Origin of the sequence: Acetomicrobium thermoterrenum DSM 13490 (genome assembly GCF_900107215.1) — a bacterium.
Lineage (GTDB): Bacteria > Synergistota > Synergistia > Synergistales > Acetomicrobiaceae > Acetomicrobium > Acetomicrobium thermoterrenum.
Genome location: NZ_FNPD01000004.1, coordinates 97,986 through 117,022, shown reverse-complemented (window position 1 = coordinate 117,022; position 19,037 = coordinate 97,986). Strand labels below are relative to the sequence as shown.

Sequence of the window (19,037 nt, the reverse complement as noted above, 5' to 3'; positions counted from 1 at the left end):
ATTGTTTTTTTATATTTGTGTATATAATATTTTTTTGAGCATCGCAACTTTCGAGGGAGGTAACATCATGGAATATATCCTTTCTGGAATAGCGGAAGCCTTTGTGTTGCTTTTAAAAGGAGATGAAGAGGTATATTCCGCCGTCTCCGCTACATTGAGGGCTTCTACCGCTGCGATAATAATTTCTCTGGTTATAGGTCTTCCTTTGGGTTTTTTGTTGGGTTACTTCGATTTTCCAGGCAGACGGTTTTTTAGATCCGTTTTCGATGCATTGCTTGCCCTTCCCACAGTATTGGTCGGACTATGGGTGTATGCCTTTATCTCGAATCGCGGACCATTGGGCGGTATGAATCTGCTTTTTACTCTTAAAGGCGTTATAGTGGGCGAAGTGGTCCTGGCCCTGCCTATTGTGATTGCCCTTTCGGCACAATCCATCGAAGAGCTGGATTTGTCGGTAAGGGACACCCTTTTAACGCTAGGGTCCAGCGGAAAAAGGCTGTTATTTGACATCATGTGGGAGGCGAGATATGGGATGCTTATGGCAGCAATTACCGCATATGGACGCGTTATATCTGAGGTTGGTGCTGCTACAATGTTAGGCGGAAACATAAAATGGAGAACGAGAACAATTACCACGGCAATGGCATTTGAAACAAACAAGGGTCAATTTGCCATGGGGATAGCCTTGGGGATGATCTTGCTGTTGATAGCCTTTATAGTCAACAGCACACTATCATATGCTAAGCGAAGAAGGCAGACAAGGTGAACAGACATGCTTTATGAGTTAAGAGATGTTAAACGTTTTTACAACGACAGATGCGCTCTCTCTGTAGATCGTTTGGCTATGGAAGGGGGTAAGATTTACGGCCTGGTCGGCCCGAACGGGAGCGGTAAGACGACATTGCTCAGAATTTTGGCATTCTTAGATGAGCCGAGCGAAGGCCAAATTATATATAAAGGCTCTTCCGTTACGTCGCAAAACGCCTCACTTTTCCGCCAAGAAGTAACAATGCTTTTACAAAATGCACGTCTATTGACTCGAAAGGTAAAGGACAATGTATCCTATGGCTTGAAATTACGCGGATATGATTCGAAGACCGTTAAGACCAGGGTTGTGGAAGCGCTTGAAATGGTTGGTTTGCAGCCAAAAGATTTTTTAAACAGAGCCTGGTATGAGCTCTCGGGAGGCGAAGCTCAGCGCGTAGCCTTGGCAGCGCGTCTTGCTTTAAGGCCCGATGTTTTATTGCTCGATGAGCCGACGGCAAATGTCGACAAAGTATCGGAAGCCTTGATAAATCAGGCAGTGATCAAGGCAAAAAAAGAGTGGAAAACAACTATTATCATGGTAAGCCATGATCTGGGATGGCTTTACAGCACTGCCGATGAGATCCTTTCGCTTTGGGGAGGTCGCATTGTGCATCAGGGGCCTGAGAACATAATCCCCGGCCCTTGGGAAAAGCTTGAGAACGGCTTGCACTGTAAAAGGTTGAGGGATGGTCAAAAGATTTATGTTTCCGGAGCCCCATCGCAATCGGGCGTTGTGTCGATTAGCCCATCGGAGATACTTTTGGCTGAATATCCTGAAAGGACCTCTGCCCGTAATTTGTTATATGGTTTTATTAGAGAGATGGCCTATTGTAATGGCAGCCAGATAAGGGTTACCCTATCTATAGGGGAGATAAGCTTGGTTGCCTTAATTACCGATGAAGCTGCCAGGGAACTCAAATTAAGCCCCGGGATGAATATATATGTAGTATTTAAGGCCACAGCTGCGAAATGGTTATGATAAGTTTTTTGGGTTACAGTGTGCCAAAGCGAGTTTGATGCTTTTATTGTATCTAATCTCGTTCGAAGGTTTGTGTACAGTATTTTAAAATTTTTTCTTTGACGTTATTTCATCCATAATGTCTGATTTTGGCTCATATATAAAGGGATTTATTATTTTCTTGTATTCATATATTGGCAATAAAATGTATACATTTAACTTGACAAATATTAATATTATTGTATTTTAAAATACGTGATCGTAATCAAATCCACTTTCAATTGAGTCTGGCCAGATATAAAAACCGCATATATTACAGTGGACGAAACAAAAGTTCAAATATTCAGCAACCGATAATCCTTTATCCGTCGCTTTCGAATCAAAGGATTCGAGATTTTGCATGAATTAAGGGGGTATTTGCATGTTTAGAAAGGCAATTACTGTGCTGACAGTGATAGTAGTATGTTTTTTCTTTCTTCTCTCTTCACCTGCAATATCATTTGCCAAAGCGAAAAGCATCACCTTTGGGGATTTTAGTTGGGATAGTGTGCAAATTCATAATCGTATTGCCGGTTATGTATTGGAAAAGGCCTATGGATATCGCGTTTCCTATAGCTTTGGAGAAAGTCTTCCCTTGTTATTGGGGATGGCGCGAGGCGATGTAGATGTATCCATGGAAATATGGTCTGACAATATTGAGGCATGGGGTAAATATGTGGAAAGCGGCGAATGTTTGGATTTAGGTCCGACCTATTCAGATGCCGGCCAGGGTTGGTATGTACCCACATATGTAATTAAGGGCGATCCCGAAAGAGGCATAGAGCCAATGGCGCCGGACCTCAAAAGCATTGAGGATCTTCCTAAATATTGGGAACTTTTTAAGGATCCTGAAAATCCTAATAAGGGTAGATTTTACAATGGCCCCACAGGTTGGGTGGTTAGCTCTATAAATATGGAAAAACTTCAATCATATGGATTGGATAAGTATTATCAATCTTTTGAGCCAGGCTCTGACGCAGCTTTATCCACTGCAATAGTAAGTGCCTATCGAAAAGGTGAGCCCATATTTTTCTACTATTGGGAGCCTACACCGATTCTTGGCCTTTTTGACATGACTAAAATCGAGGAACCGCCATATGATATCAAATTATGGAACGAAGAAAACGGCTACAGATGTGATTTCCCTAAATCAAAAGTCCATGTAGGAGCTAGCGCAAAATTACTGCAGAAAGATCCCTTTGTCATATCGTTTTTAGCAAATTATGAAGCGACGATCGAACAGACAAACGAAGCACTTGCCTACATGTGGCAGAATGAGTTGCGACCTAAAGATGCTGCCATATGGTTTTTGAAAAAATTTCCCGAGCAATGGGAGCAGTGGTTTCCAATTTCTGGCGATCCTCATATAGACAAGCTGAAAGAGGCATTAGATAAAGAGGTCGTTAAGGAATAGATCTTAAAATTCGTTGATCGAGTTAGATTTCGGTTAAAAACTTAAATTTCGGTTGAAAGAGGCGGATTTTCTAGTTTAATACAATATGTAAATTTTATAAAAGTACTTGGGTGGTTTGGGTGGGATAGAGTTTGATCGATTATTTTGGTCAAATTTTATCCCTATTTGTTTTTGAAAGTCCACGAAAATGGGAGGGATGTGGATGAGTGAGATTAAGTCTATAAATACTATTTCTCCGGTTGTTGAAGTAAAAAACCTGTGGAAGGTGTTTGCTAAAGGACAACGCTCAAAAGGGAAGAAAACATTAAATATCGACGTTCACGATGAAGTAACGATTTCACAGATGGAAAAAGACGGCAAAGTTGTGGTGGCCGTGAGGGATGTCTCATTCGAAATATATCCAGGAGAGATTTTTATCGTCATGGGGTTGTCCGGCAGCGGAAAGTCAACCCTTATACGCTGTCTCATGAGATTGATAGAAGTTACGGCAGGAACGATTAAAATCAATGATCTCGATATCACCTCTTTGAGCAAAAAGGAATTGGTTAAGCACAGAAGATATCAAGCCGCGATGGTTTTCCAGCACTATGGTTTACTTCCCCACAAAACAGTGCTGGATAACGTTGCCTTCGGCTTAAAGCTTCGAGATGAACCGAAAGAGGAGAGATATAAAAAGGCAAAAGCTGCAATAGAAAGAGTGGGGTTGAAAGGATGGGAGAATTATTATCCTGCCGCATTGTCCGGCGGAATGCAGCAAAGGGTCGGAATAGCCCGTGCGCTGGTCATGGATGCCCCTGTTCTTCTTATGGACGAGCCTTTTAGCGGCCTGGATCCTCTTATCAGCAGACAATTGCAGGACGAACTGTTGAGGCTGCAAGAAGAGATGAAAAAAAGCATAATGTTTGTTACCCATGATTTATCGGAAGCTTTGCGGTTAGGCGACAGAATGGCCATCATGAGAAAGGGAAGTATAGTTCAAATCGGGACACCGGATGAGATCGTTTCGAATCCGGCGGATGACTACGTAGCTGCTTTCGTTGCTGACGAAAGACGGACGCTGGAAAAGACGAAACTGAGCCTGGGCAACAAGCTTGTAAGTACGCCTGCAAGCTCGTAACGAGGAGGTGAAGAGAATATGTTTCCAGAGCATTTCACTTTTCATGTAGCCGAACAAGTCAATAATTTCGTAGATTGGTTGCTAGACTCATATGCACCTGTCTTTGACGCTATTTCTACCGGTATCCTTACTATGTTGCTAAGGATAAACGAAATACTGCTGATGGTCCCCTGGTGGTTGTATATGATAATTGTTTTTGTGGTGCTCTTTACAACCACGAAAAAGCTCATCGCTTCTTTGACCTTGGCTATCCTGCCTTTGCTAATCGGCGCTTTCGGATTATGGGCATTGGCGATGGAATCGCTGGCCGTGGTGCTGACGGCGGTTATAATTTCACTGCTGATAGGTATTCCCATAGGGATATTGATGGCAGAGATCAACTCCTTTGCGGTGGTCATAAGGCCAATTTTGGATGGGATGCAGACCATGCCGAGCTTCGTGTATTTAATACCGGCCATGATGCTCTTTGGCCTTGGCAAGGTGCCTGCGGTTTTGGCCACCTTGATATATTCGTTACCACCTGTAATAAGGCTGACGAATATGGGTTTGAGGCATGTGCCTAAAAACATAGAAGAGGCCGCTTTGGCTTATGGCGCAACGAAGTGGCAACTGCTCAAGGAAGTAAGGATTCCGCTGGCAATGCCTTCTATTCTTACCGGTGTCAATCAAACTACAATGATGGCTTTAGCCATGGTTGTCGTTGCCTCGATGATCGGGGCCAGGGGACTAGGTCAGGAGGTGTTGCTCTCCATAAATCGAATAGATATAGGCAGAGGATTTGAAGCGGGGTTGTCAGTTGTTGTGATGGCTATAGTTATCGATAGGGTGACTCAGTCCATAGCTAAGAAATGGGAGCCGCCCAGGTAAGGATAATCGGAAAACTATTATTTAAAAGCTTCTTCCTTTGAAAATTATCCCATGCTAAAATATAAAACTAGCGGGATTTTCGTATGATATAGACGATTGCACAATAAAGACGTAGTGGAGGTAAAAACATAGCATGAGCTTTGTCGTCGAGGTAAAGAGGGGAAATAGGCTGGTTTTTGAGCGACCTGTAAAGGGGCAGGACGTGCTTGTTGCCTGTGGCAAGGGGCACGAGTCCAATATAGTGGCTTGGAGAGTAAATCGCTACCTGCGCCCTTTGGATTGGGTCGTGGATGACGATAGTTGCATAGAGTTTGTGGACACCTCAAGCTTTGAGGGGATGGAAGTATACAGAAGAAGCCTCAGTTTTTTGCTGGTTCTTGCCTGTATGAACGCTTTGTCGGAAGACGTATTCATCAGGCACTCGATTAGCGACGGCTATTACTGCGAGCTGGAATCCGGTCCAGTCACGGAGAAAAAGTTAGATGCCATAAAACGTGAATTGGATAGACTGGTTAAAGCCGACATTCCCATAAAACGAGAGGTAATATCGGGCGACAAAGCCAAGAGAATATTTACCCGTCAAGGAAATATGGATAAGGCCAACTTGTTGAGGTGGGCAGCTGTCGATCCTATAGAGGTTTATAGAAGCGATAATACCTACGGTTATTTTTACGCGCCCCTTGCGCCGTCTACTGGTTATATGAAAACCTATGATCTCATACCATACGACCATGGCATGATATTGAGGTTTCCGACAGTTGCCTACCCTCAGGGGCTTCCGCCCTTTATGCCCTCTAAGCGTTTGGCAGAAGTTTTTACTGTATATGCAAGATGGCTTGATATCTTAGGAATAAATACCATGGAAAACCTTCACGCCTTGGTTTCAAAGGGTGAATCCAATGATGTAATACAAATATCGGAAGCGTTGCATTCCCAGTGGTTGTCGCAATTGGCTAAAAATATTGCGGAAAATGACAATATAAGGTTGATCTGTATCGCCGGACCTTCGGCTTCAGGCAAGACCACATCTGCTCATCGGTTGCGCATTCAACTTCAGGTGTTTGGTAAGCGGGTGTTTATAATTTCCCTGGACGATTATTTTGTTGAGAGAGAAAAAACACCTAAGGATGAAAAGGGCAATTATGATTTCGAAGCTATCGAAGCCCTTGACTTGGATTTGATAAACGAAAGCTTAGTTAAGCTCTTCGATGGCGAAGAAGTCGAAATCCCTAAATTTAACTTTTTCACGGGCAAAAGAGAAAGTGGAAGACGAATGCGTATTAAAGATGGTGACATCATAGTTATTGAGGGGATTCACGGCTTGAATGAAATGGTCACCAAAAGCATCCCTGAGTACAATAAGTGGAGGATATACGTTTCCCCCTTAACGGGGATTAATCTTGATCGCCACAATAGGACAAGTACGACAGATAACAGACTTATAAGGCGATTGGTCAGGGATTATCGGACAAGGGGCAAGAGCCCCGAAGTGACCTTAATCCAATGGCCATCGGTTATAAGGGGAGCACAAAAACATATATTTCCCTATCAAGAGAGAGCTCATGTTATGTTCAATTCCGCTACCGTATATGAACTTGCCGTATTGAAAGGTTATGCCGAACCTTTGCTTAGAAATATTCATGAGGATTCGCCCATGTTCGGCGAAGCGCAAAGATTGTTGACCTTTTTGCATTATGTACCCTTCATGCCTGCCGATGGCGTTCCTAATAATTCGATAATACGGGAGTTCATAGGAGGAAGCTGCTTTGAGACGATTTAATAAAAATCCATTTATATTAATATAATACATAATAATGCAGTGTAAAAAAATAAAAATGACTTATTGTTTATTTTTAAAATCTTTAATAATATGTTTATTTTTGTGTATGTTTACGTTATGTAATGTGTCCAATGCGGAGGCCACATATAGGTTTGCCGAAAATGATTTAATCCAAATGGCAATAAATTATTTTTCTCTAATGCAAGGCACTTCTGCCGTCGAGCCTTCGGAAGTTATGCTGTCGCTAAACGTTCCTACTGGTGATTTAGCTAAAATAACATGGATATGTTCGAAGAAAGAGCATGTTTTACTGGCTCTCTCTGAAACTGATAAAGTGATATACGGCGGATGGATGGTGGCAACGGGAAGAAATCCTGGGCAAAAGCTTAAAGTAGGGGATATGCGTACTCCTGAAGGTGTTTTTTACGTAAAATCTATCGAGGATTCCAGCGGTTGGGGTAGCTACGTCGATAAAGCCACAAAAGAGCGGATAGGGTATGGGCCCTATTTTATTCGCCTTGAAGCGGGGTGGAAAGGGATAGGAATTCACGGAACCGACGATGAACATCTGCATGAAATAGGAACGGACGCAAGCCACGGATGCATAAGGATGGCGAACGACGATCTGTTGAAAGTCGTGAGCATGAGCAAGAAAGGCCAAAAGGTAATTATCCTGAAGTCACTAAATTAAATTCCACTCAAAACCGCATTAATTAATTATCAATATAGATTGGTTTTCTTAATGAACATACGTTGTTTCTAGCCAAATTATCACTGAGGACTAGCGATAGTTTGGCTATTGTTCATTATTATAATAGTCATGGTTATGTATTGTATTATAACTGTTTGATAATAATCAATTTTTAAAATATAAAATTAAGTGTTAAATATATATAGAAACCAATCATAATTTTTTATATAACTCAAAAAGTCTTGAAATATCGAATGAATATATGTATTATGAAATGGCAAATAATAATGCCATTGCTTAATATGGTTTTTGATTTTAACTAAGTTAAAGTGATTTAAAATTTATGTTTGGAAAATTTTATAAACAAAAATTTATTGTATTAGAGAAAGGAGATGGTATCCTTGGAGGATAGAAAACCATATATTCCTCCCAGTACGTCCATGGTTGAGTTTTCGTTTAAAGCGATTGTATTGGGCGTTCTTTTGTCGGTGATCATGGGGGCGGCGAATGCCTATCTAGGCATGTATGCAGGAATGACAGTAAGTGCCAGTATTCCTGCAGCGGTAGTTTCGATGGCTGTATTGAGGTTGTTTAAGGATAAAAATATTCTGGAGAACAACATGGTACAAACTGCCGCTTCATCGGGGGAGTCTCTTGCGGCAGGCGTCATTTTTACGGTTCCGGCTCTAATTGTTCTTGGGGCATATGAACTATTGCCCTATTGGCTAGTCACAGTAATGGCTGCTCTAGGCGGAGCTCTTGGAGCTTTGTTAACGGTAATTCTCAGAAGAGCTTTCATAGTGGAGGAAAAATTGCCCTACCCGGAAGGAAAGGCTTGTGCCGAAGTTTTAATTGCCGGGGACAAAGGAGGGTCTCATGCTCTTCCCATATTTCAAGGCGGCATAATCGGGGCAGTATATAAATTCCTGGGAAGCATTGGGCTTTGGGGCGGATCTGTTGAAACGGCCGGCACGATAGGCTCCGGCTTAGCGTATTTCGGAATGGACCTCTCTACAGCCCTTATTGCAGTAGGCTATATTGTTGGTTTTAATATCGCTTTTCTGATCTTTATCGGTGGTGCAATTGGCTGGTTTATCGGGATTCCAGTTTTAACGTCCGGAATGGCGTCGGATTCAATGACAATGGGTGAAATTATAAGCGCTACAGGCACTGTTTGGTCTTCGCAAATACGTTATATGGGAGTAGGTGCCATGGTGGTGGGTGGTTTATGGAGCTTGATAAAGCTAAGAAAACCCATCACAAGGGGTATGAGTGCAGGGATGAGCATGGTACGCAAAAAACAGGGAGGAGCACTTCTCCCAAGGACCGAAGAGGATTTGCCTCTCAATATTGTATTGACTTTGATAGTTGCTTTTGTAGTTCCGCTTTTCCTGTTATATTACAATATCATTGGAATACTGGGCACAGCTGTAGTAGCAGCCATAGTGATGTTGATATTGAGCTTCTTTGGCAGTTCGATTGCAGGGTATCTTGCGGGTATAGTCGGATCATCGAACAATCCCGTATCTGGAATCACAATAATGAGCTTGCTTTTTACTGCCTTGATGTTGAAAGCTCTCGGACTCTCCGGCAGCCTGGGAATGACATCTACTATTCTCGTTGCCGGAGTTATATGCATGGCAGCTGCTATAGCTGGAGATACCATGCAAGACTTGGCTACCGGTTATATGGTAGGTGCGACGCCCAAAAGGCAACAAATATTCGAAATCATGGGAACGGTTTCCGCAGCTCTCGTTATGGCTCCTATCTTAAATCTGTTAATAAGGGCTTATGGAATTGCAGGAACTGCAAGTGCAACTGAAAATGCCTTGCCGGCACCTCAAGCCTTTTTAATGGCATCTGTTACCAGGGGTGTTTTTGAGGGGACACTTAATTGGACCATGGTATACGTTGGTGCGGGATTGGCTATCTTGCTGATAATATTTGATGAAATCCTTGCTGCTAAAGGTTCTAACTTCCGCACTCCCGTCATGCCCGTTGCTGTCGGTCTATATCTTCCCTTTAGTTTGGGAGTGGCCATATTTTTCGGAGGCATACTGAATTCTCTCAGCAGAAAACTGAGAAGGGGTAAAAACGAGTCGACTAATGATATCGGTGTTCTTGGAGCCGCTGGGCTAATAACCGGAGAGGCATTAATGGGTATCGGGTTTGCCATTATGATCGTATCGGGAGTTAGCCTCAAGGTGGGTCTAACCAGCAGCGGCTTGGGTTTAATTCTTTTGCTTGCCATTGCTTATTGGCTTGTGAGGCTTGGGAAAAAGTAATGCAATTGGTTGTATAAGGCACTGAAAATTATATAACGCCTCTTTCTCCTTAATAAGGAAGAAAGAGGCGTTAATTTTTACATATTGCGCTATCGCTAGTTTATATCTTTACACCTGCGTTAAAACCGAATAACGTTGCATCGACTATCTTGCCTACGGATCGAGCGTCGCCCACAGTAATTACGGGGATGCCTTTGTCGGATAAAACCCTTGCTAATTCGCATCCCACGGGTTTTTGTCCCACGGCCAATACTACGTGCTTTGCCGGTATTTGTTTTATTTGTCGCGATGTAACATCTACCATCTCGATTGAGTCAGGGGTTATATTGGTTACCAGACTTTTTGTCAGAGCTTTTACACCCTTAGAGGCAAAGAGCGTAAGAAGATCAAATCTTTCGATTGGCTCCATATCTAGAGCTATATCGTCGAGCATTTCGATTATAGTGACATTGCATCCCTTTCCAAGGAGGTAGTTAGCGGTCTCACAGCCCACTAACCCTCCGCCTACTATTACCACGTCTTCTCCTGATGGAATGTTGGCCTTTCCTCTTAAAACGTCCCAAGAAAGAAGAGCCCTCTCTATGCCAGGGATGTTTGGCACAATCGGCTCTGCCCCGGTGGCTACGATGACGACATCTGGTTTTAATTCGTATAATTTCTCAGCAGTTGCACATTCACCTAGCCTGACAGTGACATTTGTTCGCTTTAATTCTCCTTCAAGCCATTCGGTAAACCAGTTAATTTTATCCTTTCCAGGCGGCAGGCTTGAGAGGTTTAGCTGACCACCAATTTTATCCTCCTTTTCAATGAGAGTGACTTCGTGACCCCTACTAGCTGCAGTGATGGCTGCATAGGCTCCCGCAGGTCCACCACCGATCACCACGACCTTTTTCTTCTCGCAGGCACATGGCAAATAGGGATATTTCCATTCATACCCCACCCTAGGATTGACGGAACATCTCATCTTTTGCCCCGAGAAGACCTTTAAGCCGATGCAGGTGTTGCACGAAATGCATTTGCGGATCTCCTCGTCGCGACCTTCGTATGCCTTCTTTGGCCACTCCGGATCTGCTATCACTCCCCGTCCAATGGCCACGAAGTCGGCTTTGCCTTCGGCTATGACTGCCTCTGCGAACTCGGGATTGCGTATAACTCCGACTGTTATGACAGGGATGTTGACAACCTTTTTAATCGCTTCGGCCGTATAAACCCGCCACCCCTCTTCAAAATGGAAAGGCTCAAGCAGTTTTGGCATGGTTTCGTAAATACCAACGCTCACGTTTAGGACGTTTACTCCTGCGTCCTCTAATATCTTTGCAATTATTTTAGCCTCATCCAATGTTATTCCATCTTCCACAAAGTCATCTGCATTAAAGCGGAAGCATATAGGAAAATTCGGCCCCAAGGATTGTCGAATGCCCTTTATAATCTCGAGGGGAAATCGCATGCGTCGCTCCGTGTTTCCCCCCCACTTGTCCGTGCGCTTGTTGATGTGGGGGGACATAAATTGACCTATTAAATAGCCGTGTGCGCCGTGAAGTTCAACGCCGTCTATTCCTGCCATTTTCGCCCTAACTGCAGCCTTTACGAACTTTTTAACTAAATCCTCTATCTCTTCATCTGCCAGTTCCCTTGGCGTAACGTTTAAAAAGGGCTCGTGAGTGCTCGAAGGGCATACGGGTTGAAATTCCCCTGTGATTTCGGGGGTGGTTTGTCTTCCGGCATGATGGAGCTGGACGAATATCTTGGCTCCTTCTAAGTGGACGGCTTCGGCTAAATCGGAAAAACCGCCTATGTATTTGTCGTCGTCAAGGCAGAGTTGATTTGTGATGGCTTTTCCCAGCGGGCTGTCAATACAAACTATTTCGGTAATGATTAACCCAACCCCACCACGGGCTCGTTCTTTGTAATAATCGATAAGCACCTGACTTACGGAACCGTCGGCATTTGCAAAGTTGGTGCCCATGGGAGGCATGACAATGCGGTTTCTAACATTTAAATTGCCTATCTTCCCTTCGGAAAACAAATTTTTGTATTTGATTTCCATTATTTCACACCCCCTTAAATTATGTTAATACAAAATTATTATAGCATGGCCATGAATCCTGAAGGTAATATACCATATTGTTACATGGCCTATGACGATGAAATGGAGCAAGGGCTATAGGTCGTGTGCGGGTATTTCGAAAATAGTCTATAATTTATTAGGGCCGTAAGGGGAGGTGATGCCCATGGAGGTAGGACAAACAAGCAACATCTCTAGCGAGGCAATAAAAGACGTGCAGGGTGTTGTTGCTGCGGCTATGTTGAAAAGGACCTTAAATTTACAGCAGGCAATGTTGCAGGAGCTCTTTCAAAGTCTGGGCATTGGATCAAATTTGGACATACAAGCCTGAAGCCCCTCCGGGGCAGGAGGTTCCGCTCCTGCCCCGGATATTATGTGGTGTAAAATGACTATTACAATATGCTTATGATATAAAAGGTAAGTTGACTTGGAGTGAAGCTAATGTCTGTAACAATGGCTGATGTAGCGAAAGAGGCAGGTGTTGACAAGGCAACTGTTAGCCGCGTGTTGCGAGGAGACCCCCGAATATCGTCAAAAACGAGGGAAAAGGTCTGGGAGGTCATAAAGCGTCTGGAATATAAACCTAATGCCTTGGCTAGAGGGCTATCGGAAAGAAAGTCAGGGTTAATAAGCGTAGTGGTTGAAGAGCAGCAATTTTCTGGATTAAATAGGTTTCTGAAAGGGATAAATCGCATTATGGCAACTGTTAATAAGGAGCCCATTATTTATGTAGCCGACGATTTTGAGGCAAGCTTTTTGCGATCTCGTTTTGTAGCGCATAAAGTAGAAGGCATTATTTGGGTGGGAAGCCCTCCGCCGGATGTCGATTTTCCCTTGATAGCAGTAGGAGAGACGATAGATAAACATGTAAGCATTGTGCCCTTTTGGGAGGACCTGGCTCAAATGATAATAAAACTAGCTGACGGGCGCAGGATAGTATTTGCGGGAGATACCAAGCCTAATAGGACTCTAAGAGTAAAACTCAAAGGGTACAAAGGAAAGGGTAAAAATTCCCTTTGGGTATGCGACGGGACCTTGCCAAAGGGAATTGGGCGATTAATCAACTCCAATTACGAAATAGATCAAGATTCAGGATTTAAAGAAGAATATTTTCGTAAAGGAGATATGTTGCTTTTGTTCGACGAACGAGATTTCGCAAAAGCCATGGGTGGATATTGCATTCATTTCCCCTGTTTTGAGATGGGCGTTTTGGCAGCAAAGCTTTTAGTCAACATATTGAGACATCGCGATGTCCCTTTTAAAAATTTGGTGAGATTTTCCATTGAATGATGATTTTAATGATGGCTTTTTAAGCTGAAGAATTGAGAAAGGGGAACCCGGTGAAAAAAAAGAGCTATTTTGCCTTTGTAGTTGCCTCAAGTCTTGTTGTCCTTTTGACTATGTGTCTTTCTCTCGTGATTGGTGAGGTACATGTTCCATTAAAGGATGTTGTTTCAATAGTTTTTTCCTATTTCACGTCCTCACAAGCAAGAGATTCGGGGGACGTTTTTAATGCAATTGTCCTTTATGTAAGGTTTCCTAGAACAATAATAGCTTTCTTGATTGGTTCGATCCTTGGGGCTTCGGGTGTGGTTTATCAAGGTCTCCTTCTTAATCCCTTGGCCGAAAGCTATACCTTGGGCGTTGCCTCTGGAGCTGCATTGGGTGCAACTCTTGCAATTGCCTTCAACTTGCCATCGATAAGGCTCTTTGCTTTTTTGGGGGGCATTTTGACTCTTTCCGGAGTATGGGCATTGAGCAGCAGATCACGCTCGATCGATCCAACCAGGCTTATTCTGTCGGGAGTCATAGTAAGCAGCATCCTTCAGGCTTTCATGATGTTGCTTCAAACTTTATTTCCTGAAAAGCTGGGTGCTTTTTTCTTTTGGATCATGGGCAGTTTCAACTCTGCTAGCTGGAGATGGCTTCCCGGGTGTTTAATAGCTTCGGGCTTGGCCTTATTGTTTTTGCTGCTGCATAGAGAATTAGATCTCATATCCCTGGGGGAGGGAAAGGCCGAAACTTTGGGGATGAACACACATCGTACGAGATGGATCTTACTTTGCATCGTTTCTTTTATAACCTCAGTTGCTGTCTCCTATAGCGGTGTGATTGGTTTCATAGGGTTGATAGTCCCGCATTTATTTAGAATGATAGTGGGACATTCTCATATTCGGCTTATTTTTGCCTCTTGGATGGGCGGCGGCCTTATATTGTTATGGTCGGACATTGCGGCACGTGCATTGGGTTCGTTGCCTGTGGGAGTGCTGACTGTCCTTGTGGGAGGTCCTGTTTTCTGTTTTCTTCTGTGGAAGTCGTCTTGATTTAGAGGTGGTGTTTGCTATTGGATAAAATAGATTCAGAACGTCCCGCAGAGGCGTTAAACGCCCAAGGCGTTTCAGCCTTTTATGGAGACAGGCAGGTTTTGCGCGATATATCGCTTACTGTGCATAAAGATGAGCTTGTTGCAGTGCTCGGGCCTAATGGCAGCGGAAAAAGCACGATGTTAAAGGCCTTTGTTAAGCTGGTAGATATGAAGGGAAGCGTAAATATCTTAAACCGTTCCGCAGAAAAGCTATCCCGCAGAGAGTTGGCCAGGATGGTATCTTATATGCCTCAGAAGGCACACATGGCAATGCCTTTTAAAGTTTTGGATGTAGTATTGTTGGGGCGATATCCCTGGGTTTCCTTCTTGGGCAGCTACGGAACCTTTGATGTAAAATTGGCATTGCGTTATCTTCAGGAAGTTGAAATGAAGGGCTTTGAAGAAAGATCAGTTACATCCCTCTCGGGCGGAGAACTGCAAAGGGTCTTGCTTGCTCAATGTCTTGCTCAAGACGCAGCTTTGTTGCTGTTAGATGAACCAACGAGCGCTCTCGATCCGAAACATTCGGTGGCTGTTATGAGAGTCTTGAGGGCTTACGCCAACGGGGGCCGAGCGGCCCTTTGCGTCATGCACGATGTCAATCTAGCGCTTCGTTTTGCGGACAGGATAGCTTTGATGAAAGATGGATCAGTTTATAATATCTGTGACACGAAAGATGTCGATGCAGATATGCTGAGCGAGGTATTTGACGTTTCCTGGTACGTAAAACATTGGGATGGCGGGTTGATCGCCATACCCCTTTAAAGTAACCTCGACCTATGTAATCATGAGAGAAAAAAGGGAGTTTAAAGCGATCCCCGCTAACATGGCAATGGAAATCATGATAATTATGCTTTGCAGCAGCCTTTTTGCCCCCAATTCCTTGAAGAGCACAACGAACGTAGCGATGCATGGAAAGGTCATGGAAAGCACAACAATTGCTACGATAAGCTGTTGGGGAGTCAGCCCAAGAGGCAATAGCAGGCCTACGGCCACATCTTTTCTCAAGAAACCAAGCAATATCGCGCCAATTGCCTCCGGGGGTAACCCGAGAAGATACACAGTAGGCTTTAAGAAATTAGAGATCCAGGGAAGTATTCCGCTGGAATAAACAAGATTGGCGATCAGGATCCCTATAAGCACCAGAGGAGTTGCCTCCAATAAAAACCCCGATATGCGAAACCAAAGTTTCAGGCCTAGATCTCGAAACGAAGGCAGTCTGTAAGGCGGAATTTCCACAATTAGCTCGGGGCTTTGACCCGATAAAATTTTATTAAGCACATATCCAAGAATCAGCCATACGAGAAAAAGAGAAGCATATATAACCACGACATACCTCATGCCTAGCGAACCAATCGCACCAAATATCATTGCCTGAAGGCCGGCGCAGGGCACGGCAACCGATATCAAGGTAGCAGCAATAAACCTTTCCCGTTCTGATTCCAATACCCTTGTTGCCAGAATTCCTGGGACATTACAACCTAGGCCCAAAAGGGTGGGCACTATTGCAAATCCGTGAAGGCCTATCCTGTGCAGTAGAGCGTCAAAAAGCACGGCCAAGCGTGGCAGGTAGCCAATATCTTCAAGCAAAGATAAGATTAAATAAAATGAGATTATATAGGGGAATACCATAGCAAATTCCACGTATAATCCCGTCGACAGAATTCCAAAGCTCTGTTCCCAGTCCAAGTTTCCGTCAATGAGGTGCCCGATGAGAATGTCATGGAGGAATCCCGAGCCACCCAGCAGATTAGACAAAGAAGCAAGGAGTGGACCCCAAAATCTGTCGAATAGAGGGTCAAAGACGTAATCAATCAACCCCTCGCCAATAGTTCTTATTGTGTAAAAGCTCAATCCTATGACCAATAGGCTCAATATCAGACCTGATACGGGATGAACGCTTATATCCTCAAGGCGATCGCGAAAAGTGTGGTGTCTGTGTGTTACCTGCTGGGATCGCATAACTATATCGCCTATCAATCGCCATCGCTCGTCTTTGCCCATGGGAAGTATGAAGGAGGGGCGCGCCTTTGCGAGAGCGGCTTTGAGTGCAGATATACCTTCTCCGGTAACGGCAACAGTCGACACAACGGGGATGCCCAGCTCTATTTCCAGCGTTTGCAAATCTATGTGTATGCCCTTGTGTCTGGCTTCATCAACCATATTTAAGACCAATACCGAAGGGTAACCTTTTTCAAGCACCTGAAGTGCCAAATAGAGATTTCTCTCCAGAGCAGTTGCATCCGCGACTATTACAACTATATCTCCACCTTCGTCTAAGGTGCGACGGGCAACTTCTTCTGCTTCGTTAGTTGGATCCAACGTATAAGCGCCCGGCACATCTATGAGCTTGTATGTTTCTCCGTCGATTGAAACGGATCCTTCAAGAAAACCTACGGTAGTCCCGGGGTAATTGGAGGAAATAGCATGTAATCCCGTCAATCGGGAAAATATAGCGCTTTTGCCGACGTTTGGGTTTCCCATTAGAAGGATTTTTTTAATTTTTTGGCCGCTATTCGTCGTTTTTGATACGTCTTTATTGCCATTATGGCTGCAACGAAAAGACAGGGGACACTCACTGCAATGTATCCCCATACCGCAACCTGTATTGCTCTCGAAGTCATCTAGGTTGACATTGTTTCGATCATCGGTTTTTCGTTTTTTTAATATGTCGAAAAGTCCGTGGCAGGACATAAGCATCACTCCTCTAGAGATCCCTTTTCCACAAGTTTTACCATAACTCGTGAGGCTGCCATATAGCCTATCGCTGCCTGTCTTCCATCGATTTCGATCGTTACCGGTCCGCAAAAAGGCATTCCATGAAGTTTTTTAATCTTTTTGCCAGCCCTAAGGCCCAGCGCCTCAAGTCTTTTTCCACACTGGCCCGGTGGCAAAGATGCTATCTCTGCATATTTACCGTTAGGCAATAGGATAAGAGACATGCTTTCTTGATCATCAGATTTTCTCGCTAACATATTATTATAACTTCCTTTCCAAATATATTGCACGCGCTGCTGACCAATAAAGGATCAAAGAACATTCGAAAAAAGTTAGCCTAGCCAAATTTATATCCTAAAACAAAAGATGTCAAGCTTGATTGATACAGGCTTATCAAAGGTCTTAGTAGATGGGTCTTATTGTAATCTCCTTACCTTCAGGGAATTTTATCTCGTATCTCACTTTTATAGTTCCCGTCTCTTTCTGTTTTAATCTCAATTTCCAGGTGTAAATACCCTTTTCAGTTGTCTCCGTTGGCTCCGGTTCGATACTTATATTTGAAACTTTGATATCTTGATGGGAACTAATGGGAATTCTATCTATGATTGTGATATAACTCTCTTGGGAAAGTCCGTTTACTACAGTGATGTCATAACCATCCAAAAGGGTGCCTTTTGTCCATTTTTCACCGGTTTTTGGTATCAGGTCTACCTTGGTTGCTCTAACCAATGGAGATTTACCGAGGGAAAACCTAAAATTTTCGCCCGCACTTGTATTGTCTATTAAGCTTGTTCCCGTAGGGGTATTGTCGATAGAAAGATGGACTTTTCCTTTGGCAAGAGATTTTTCAATTGGTTTAGTTTCTACGATAATCCATGCTTCAGGATCTATTTGAGGTAAGCAACGTATTTCTATTTCTGTCTTTTCGCTGTACTTTTCGAGGGGGAGTAATGCTAATTTTCCCGTGCCGGCAATAGTGGAATCCACGGCATAAACTATACCCGGAAGAACTTCGGCTCTTGTTTCTGTCTTTTGTTCGAAACTGGCGGTATTTCGCGAAAGCGCCTTAAAGGTAATCGGTTCTCTGAACTCCACTACCAAAGGCGGAAGTTCGGGCATGCCGACTTCATCCTTTGAAGTATGGGTGTAAAGTGATATTTTCCCATTCCAAGGAATTCCCGTTTTTTGATATATTTCAGCTTTGACATCCAGCGTCAATTCTCCTCTTTTGGTGTCGTAATTAGCATAGTAAACTGGGCGCCATCGCGCTTCGTGACTGAAGGCCTTAAGGAGGATTGTGCCTTTTCCAGTCGATGAAATCGCAACCCTGGCTGCAAAATCATCGATAGGGCGAAGGGCATTCCATTGGTCCTGTAAATATTTCAAGTTGCTTTTTTGGGCTTCCAGTTTTAGCTCCAAATCGAATATGCTTTGTTCAATTGCGAACCTTTCTTTTTGCAATTCCGAGATTATCTCTTTAGCCTTACGCGGATCGGAGGGAAGTGGAATGTTTTCAAACATCCCGGCAGATTGTTTGAGGGCATTTAACTGGGAAGCCGTTTCGGCCACTTTCGATTGCAATGAGTCAATTTGTGTTTTCAACTCCTCAAGTTCGGATGGGACCCAGTCTCCCAGATATTCTTTGTCTATTTCCAGTTTCGTTATATTTACGCCCGAATCCGAATATATCGATATGCTGTTAGGGTCTATTGTTGGAGGGAGTGTAACGGTTGCTTCGCCTGTAGGCATTTCAAAGTAAAGGAGGGCTCCTTCGGGAAATATTTCTACTTTAGATGGTGATAGCATGTTAAAATCGCCTTCTGCAGCCCAAGACGAATGCGCGCCCATCAATGCCATTAAAACCACCGCAAATAAGTATAGGCCCAGACGTATTTTCCTCATTTTTACATCTCCCTTGCTTTTTCATAAAA

Annotated in this window: 16 protein-coding genes; 12 read left to right on the top strand and 4 right to left on the bottom strand. The window is 43.6% G+C overall.

The annotated features are described in order from the left end of the window. Window positions 1-67: 67 nt before the first annotated feature. The 8 genes from BLU12_RS04555 (at window position 68) to BLU12_RS04520 (ending at window position 9,958) form a co-directional block, all read left to right on the top strand. Window positions 68-766 (top strand): ABC transporter permease, encoded by a 699-nt coding sequence (locus BLU12_RS04555; RefSeq protein WP_091460919.1) that lies wholly within the window; start codon window positions 68-70, stop codon window positions 764-766. A gap of 6 nt (window positions 767-772) precedes the next feature. Then, window positions 773-1,786, top strand: a complete 1,014-nt coding sequence (locus BLU12_RS04550) for an ATP-binding cassette domain-containing protein (protein WP_091460917.1) — start codon at window positions 773-775, stop codon at window positions 1,784-1,786. A 400-nt stretch (window positions 1,787-2,186) separates the two neighbouring features. Beyond that, window positions 2,187-3,218, top strand: a complete 1,032-nt coding sequence (locus BLU12_RS04545; protein WP_091460916.1) for an ABC transporter substrate-binding protein — start codon at window positions 2,187-2,189, stop codon at window positions 3,216-3,218. A gap of 202 nt (window positions 3,219-3,420) precedes the next feature. Continuing rightward, window positions 3,421-4,335: a quaternary amine ABC transporter ATP-binding protein gene (locus BLU12_RS04540; RefSeq protein WP_234945458.1), complete on the top strand. Its 915-nt coding sequence runs from the start codon at window positions 3,421-3,423 to the stop codon at window positions 4,333-4,335. Between the two features lie 18 nt (window positions 4,336-4,353). Then, window positions 4,354-5,202, top strand: coding sequence for an ABC transporter permease (locus tag BLU12_RS04535; protein WP_091460913.1), 849 nt, complete (start codon window positions 4,354-4,356; stop codon window positions 5,200-5,202). A gap of 133 nt (window positions 5,203-5,335) precedes the next feature. Beyond that, window positions 5,336-6,982: a nucleoside kinase gene (locus tag BLU12_RS04530; protein WP_091460911.1), complete on the top strand. Its 1,647-nt coding sequence runs from the start codon at window positions 5,336-5,338 to the stop codon at window positions 6,980-6,982. 175 nt (window positions 6,983-7,157) lie between these two features. Next, the gene (locus BLU12_RS04525) at window positions 7,158-7,673 is read left to right on the top strand and encodes a L,D-transpeptidase (RefSeq protein WP_234945457.1); all 516 of its coding nucleotides are present in this window, start codon (window positions 7,158-7,160) and stop codon (window positions 7,671-7,673) included. 401 nt (window positions 7,674-8,074) lie between these two features. Next, the gene (locus tag BLU12_RS04520) at window positions 8,075-9,958 is read left to right on the top strand and encodes an OPT family oligopeptide transporter (RefSeq protein ID WP_234945456.1); all 1,884 of its coding nucleotides are present in this window, start codon (window positions 8,075-8,077) and stop codon (window positions 9,956-9,958) included. A 100-nt stretch (window positions 9,959-10,058) separates the two neighbouring features. Here the strand turns inward: BLU12_RS04520 and BLU12_RS04515 are convergent, their stop codons facing one another. Further along, on the bottom strand, window positions 10,059-12,005 hold the full coding sequence (locus BLU12_RS04515) for an FAD-dependent oxidoreductase (protein ID WP_091460906.1): 1,947 nt from the start codon (window positions 12,003-12,005) through the stop codon (window positions 10,059-10,061). 184 nt (window positions 12,006-12,189) lie between these two features. On the opposite strand from BLU12_RS04515, the gene BLU12_RS10005 reads away from it, so the two are divergent. From BLU12_RS10005 to BLU12_RS04500, 4 genes are all read left to right on the top strand, one after another. Then, a complete protein-coding gene (locus BLU12_RS10005) occupies window positions 12,190-12,354 on the top strand; it encodes a hypothetical protein (protein WP_200778714.1) in 165 nt (54 codons plus the stop codon). 110 nt (window positions 12,355-12,464) lie between these two features. Next, window positions 12,465-13,313, top strand: a complete 849-nt coding sequence (locus tag BLU12_RS04510) for a LacI family DNA-binding transcriptional regulator (RefSeq protein WP_234945455.1) — start codon at window positions 12,465-12,467, stop codon at window positions 13,311-13,313. Between the two features lie 50 nt (window positions 13,314-13,363). Continuing rightward, complete coding sequence (locus tag BLU12_RS04505; protein ID WP_091460904.1) at window positions 13,364-14,347, top strand: FecCD family ABC transporter permease; 984 nt, start codon at window positions 13,364-13,366, stop codon at window positions 14,345-14,347. 20 nt (window positions 14,348-14,367) lie between these two features. After that, window positions 14,368-15,153 (top strand): ABC transporter ATP-binding protein, encoded by a 786-nt coding sequence (locus tag BLU12_RS04500; RefSeq protein ID WP_234945454.1) that lies wholly within the window; start codon window positions 14,368-14,370, stop codon window positions 15,151-15,153. A 12-nt stretch (window positions 15,154-15,165) separates the two neighbouring features. Here BLU12_RS04500 and BLU12_RS04495 read toward each other — a convergent pair whose 3' ends face one another. From BLU12_RS04495 to BLU12_RS04485, 3 genes are all read right to left on the bottom strand, one after another. Continuing rightward, on the bottom strand, window positions 15,166-17,088 hold the full coding sequence (locus BLU12_RS04495; protein ID WP_091460901.1) for a ferrous iron transporter B: 1,923 nt from the start codon (window positions 17,086-17,088) through the stop codon (window positions 15,166-15,168). After that, window positions 17,088-17,363 carry a FeoA family protein gene (locus BLU12_RS04490; protein WP_091460898.1) on the bottom strand — a complete coding sequence of 92 codons (276 nt, stop codon included), beginning with the start codon at window positions 17,361-17,363 and terminating at the stop codon, window positions 17,088-17,090. Before BLU12_RS04490 ends, BLU12_RS04495 begins: the two co-directional genes overlap by 1 nt. A gap of 145 nt (window positions 17,364-17,508) precedes the next feature. Next, window positions 17,509-19,008, bottom strand: coding sequence for a DUF4139 domain-containing protein (locus BLU12_RS04485; protein ID WP_091460897.1), 1,500 nt, complete (start codon window positions 19,006-19,008; stop codon window positions 17,509-17,511). Window positions 19,009-19,037 lie beyond the last annotated feature (29 nt).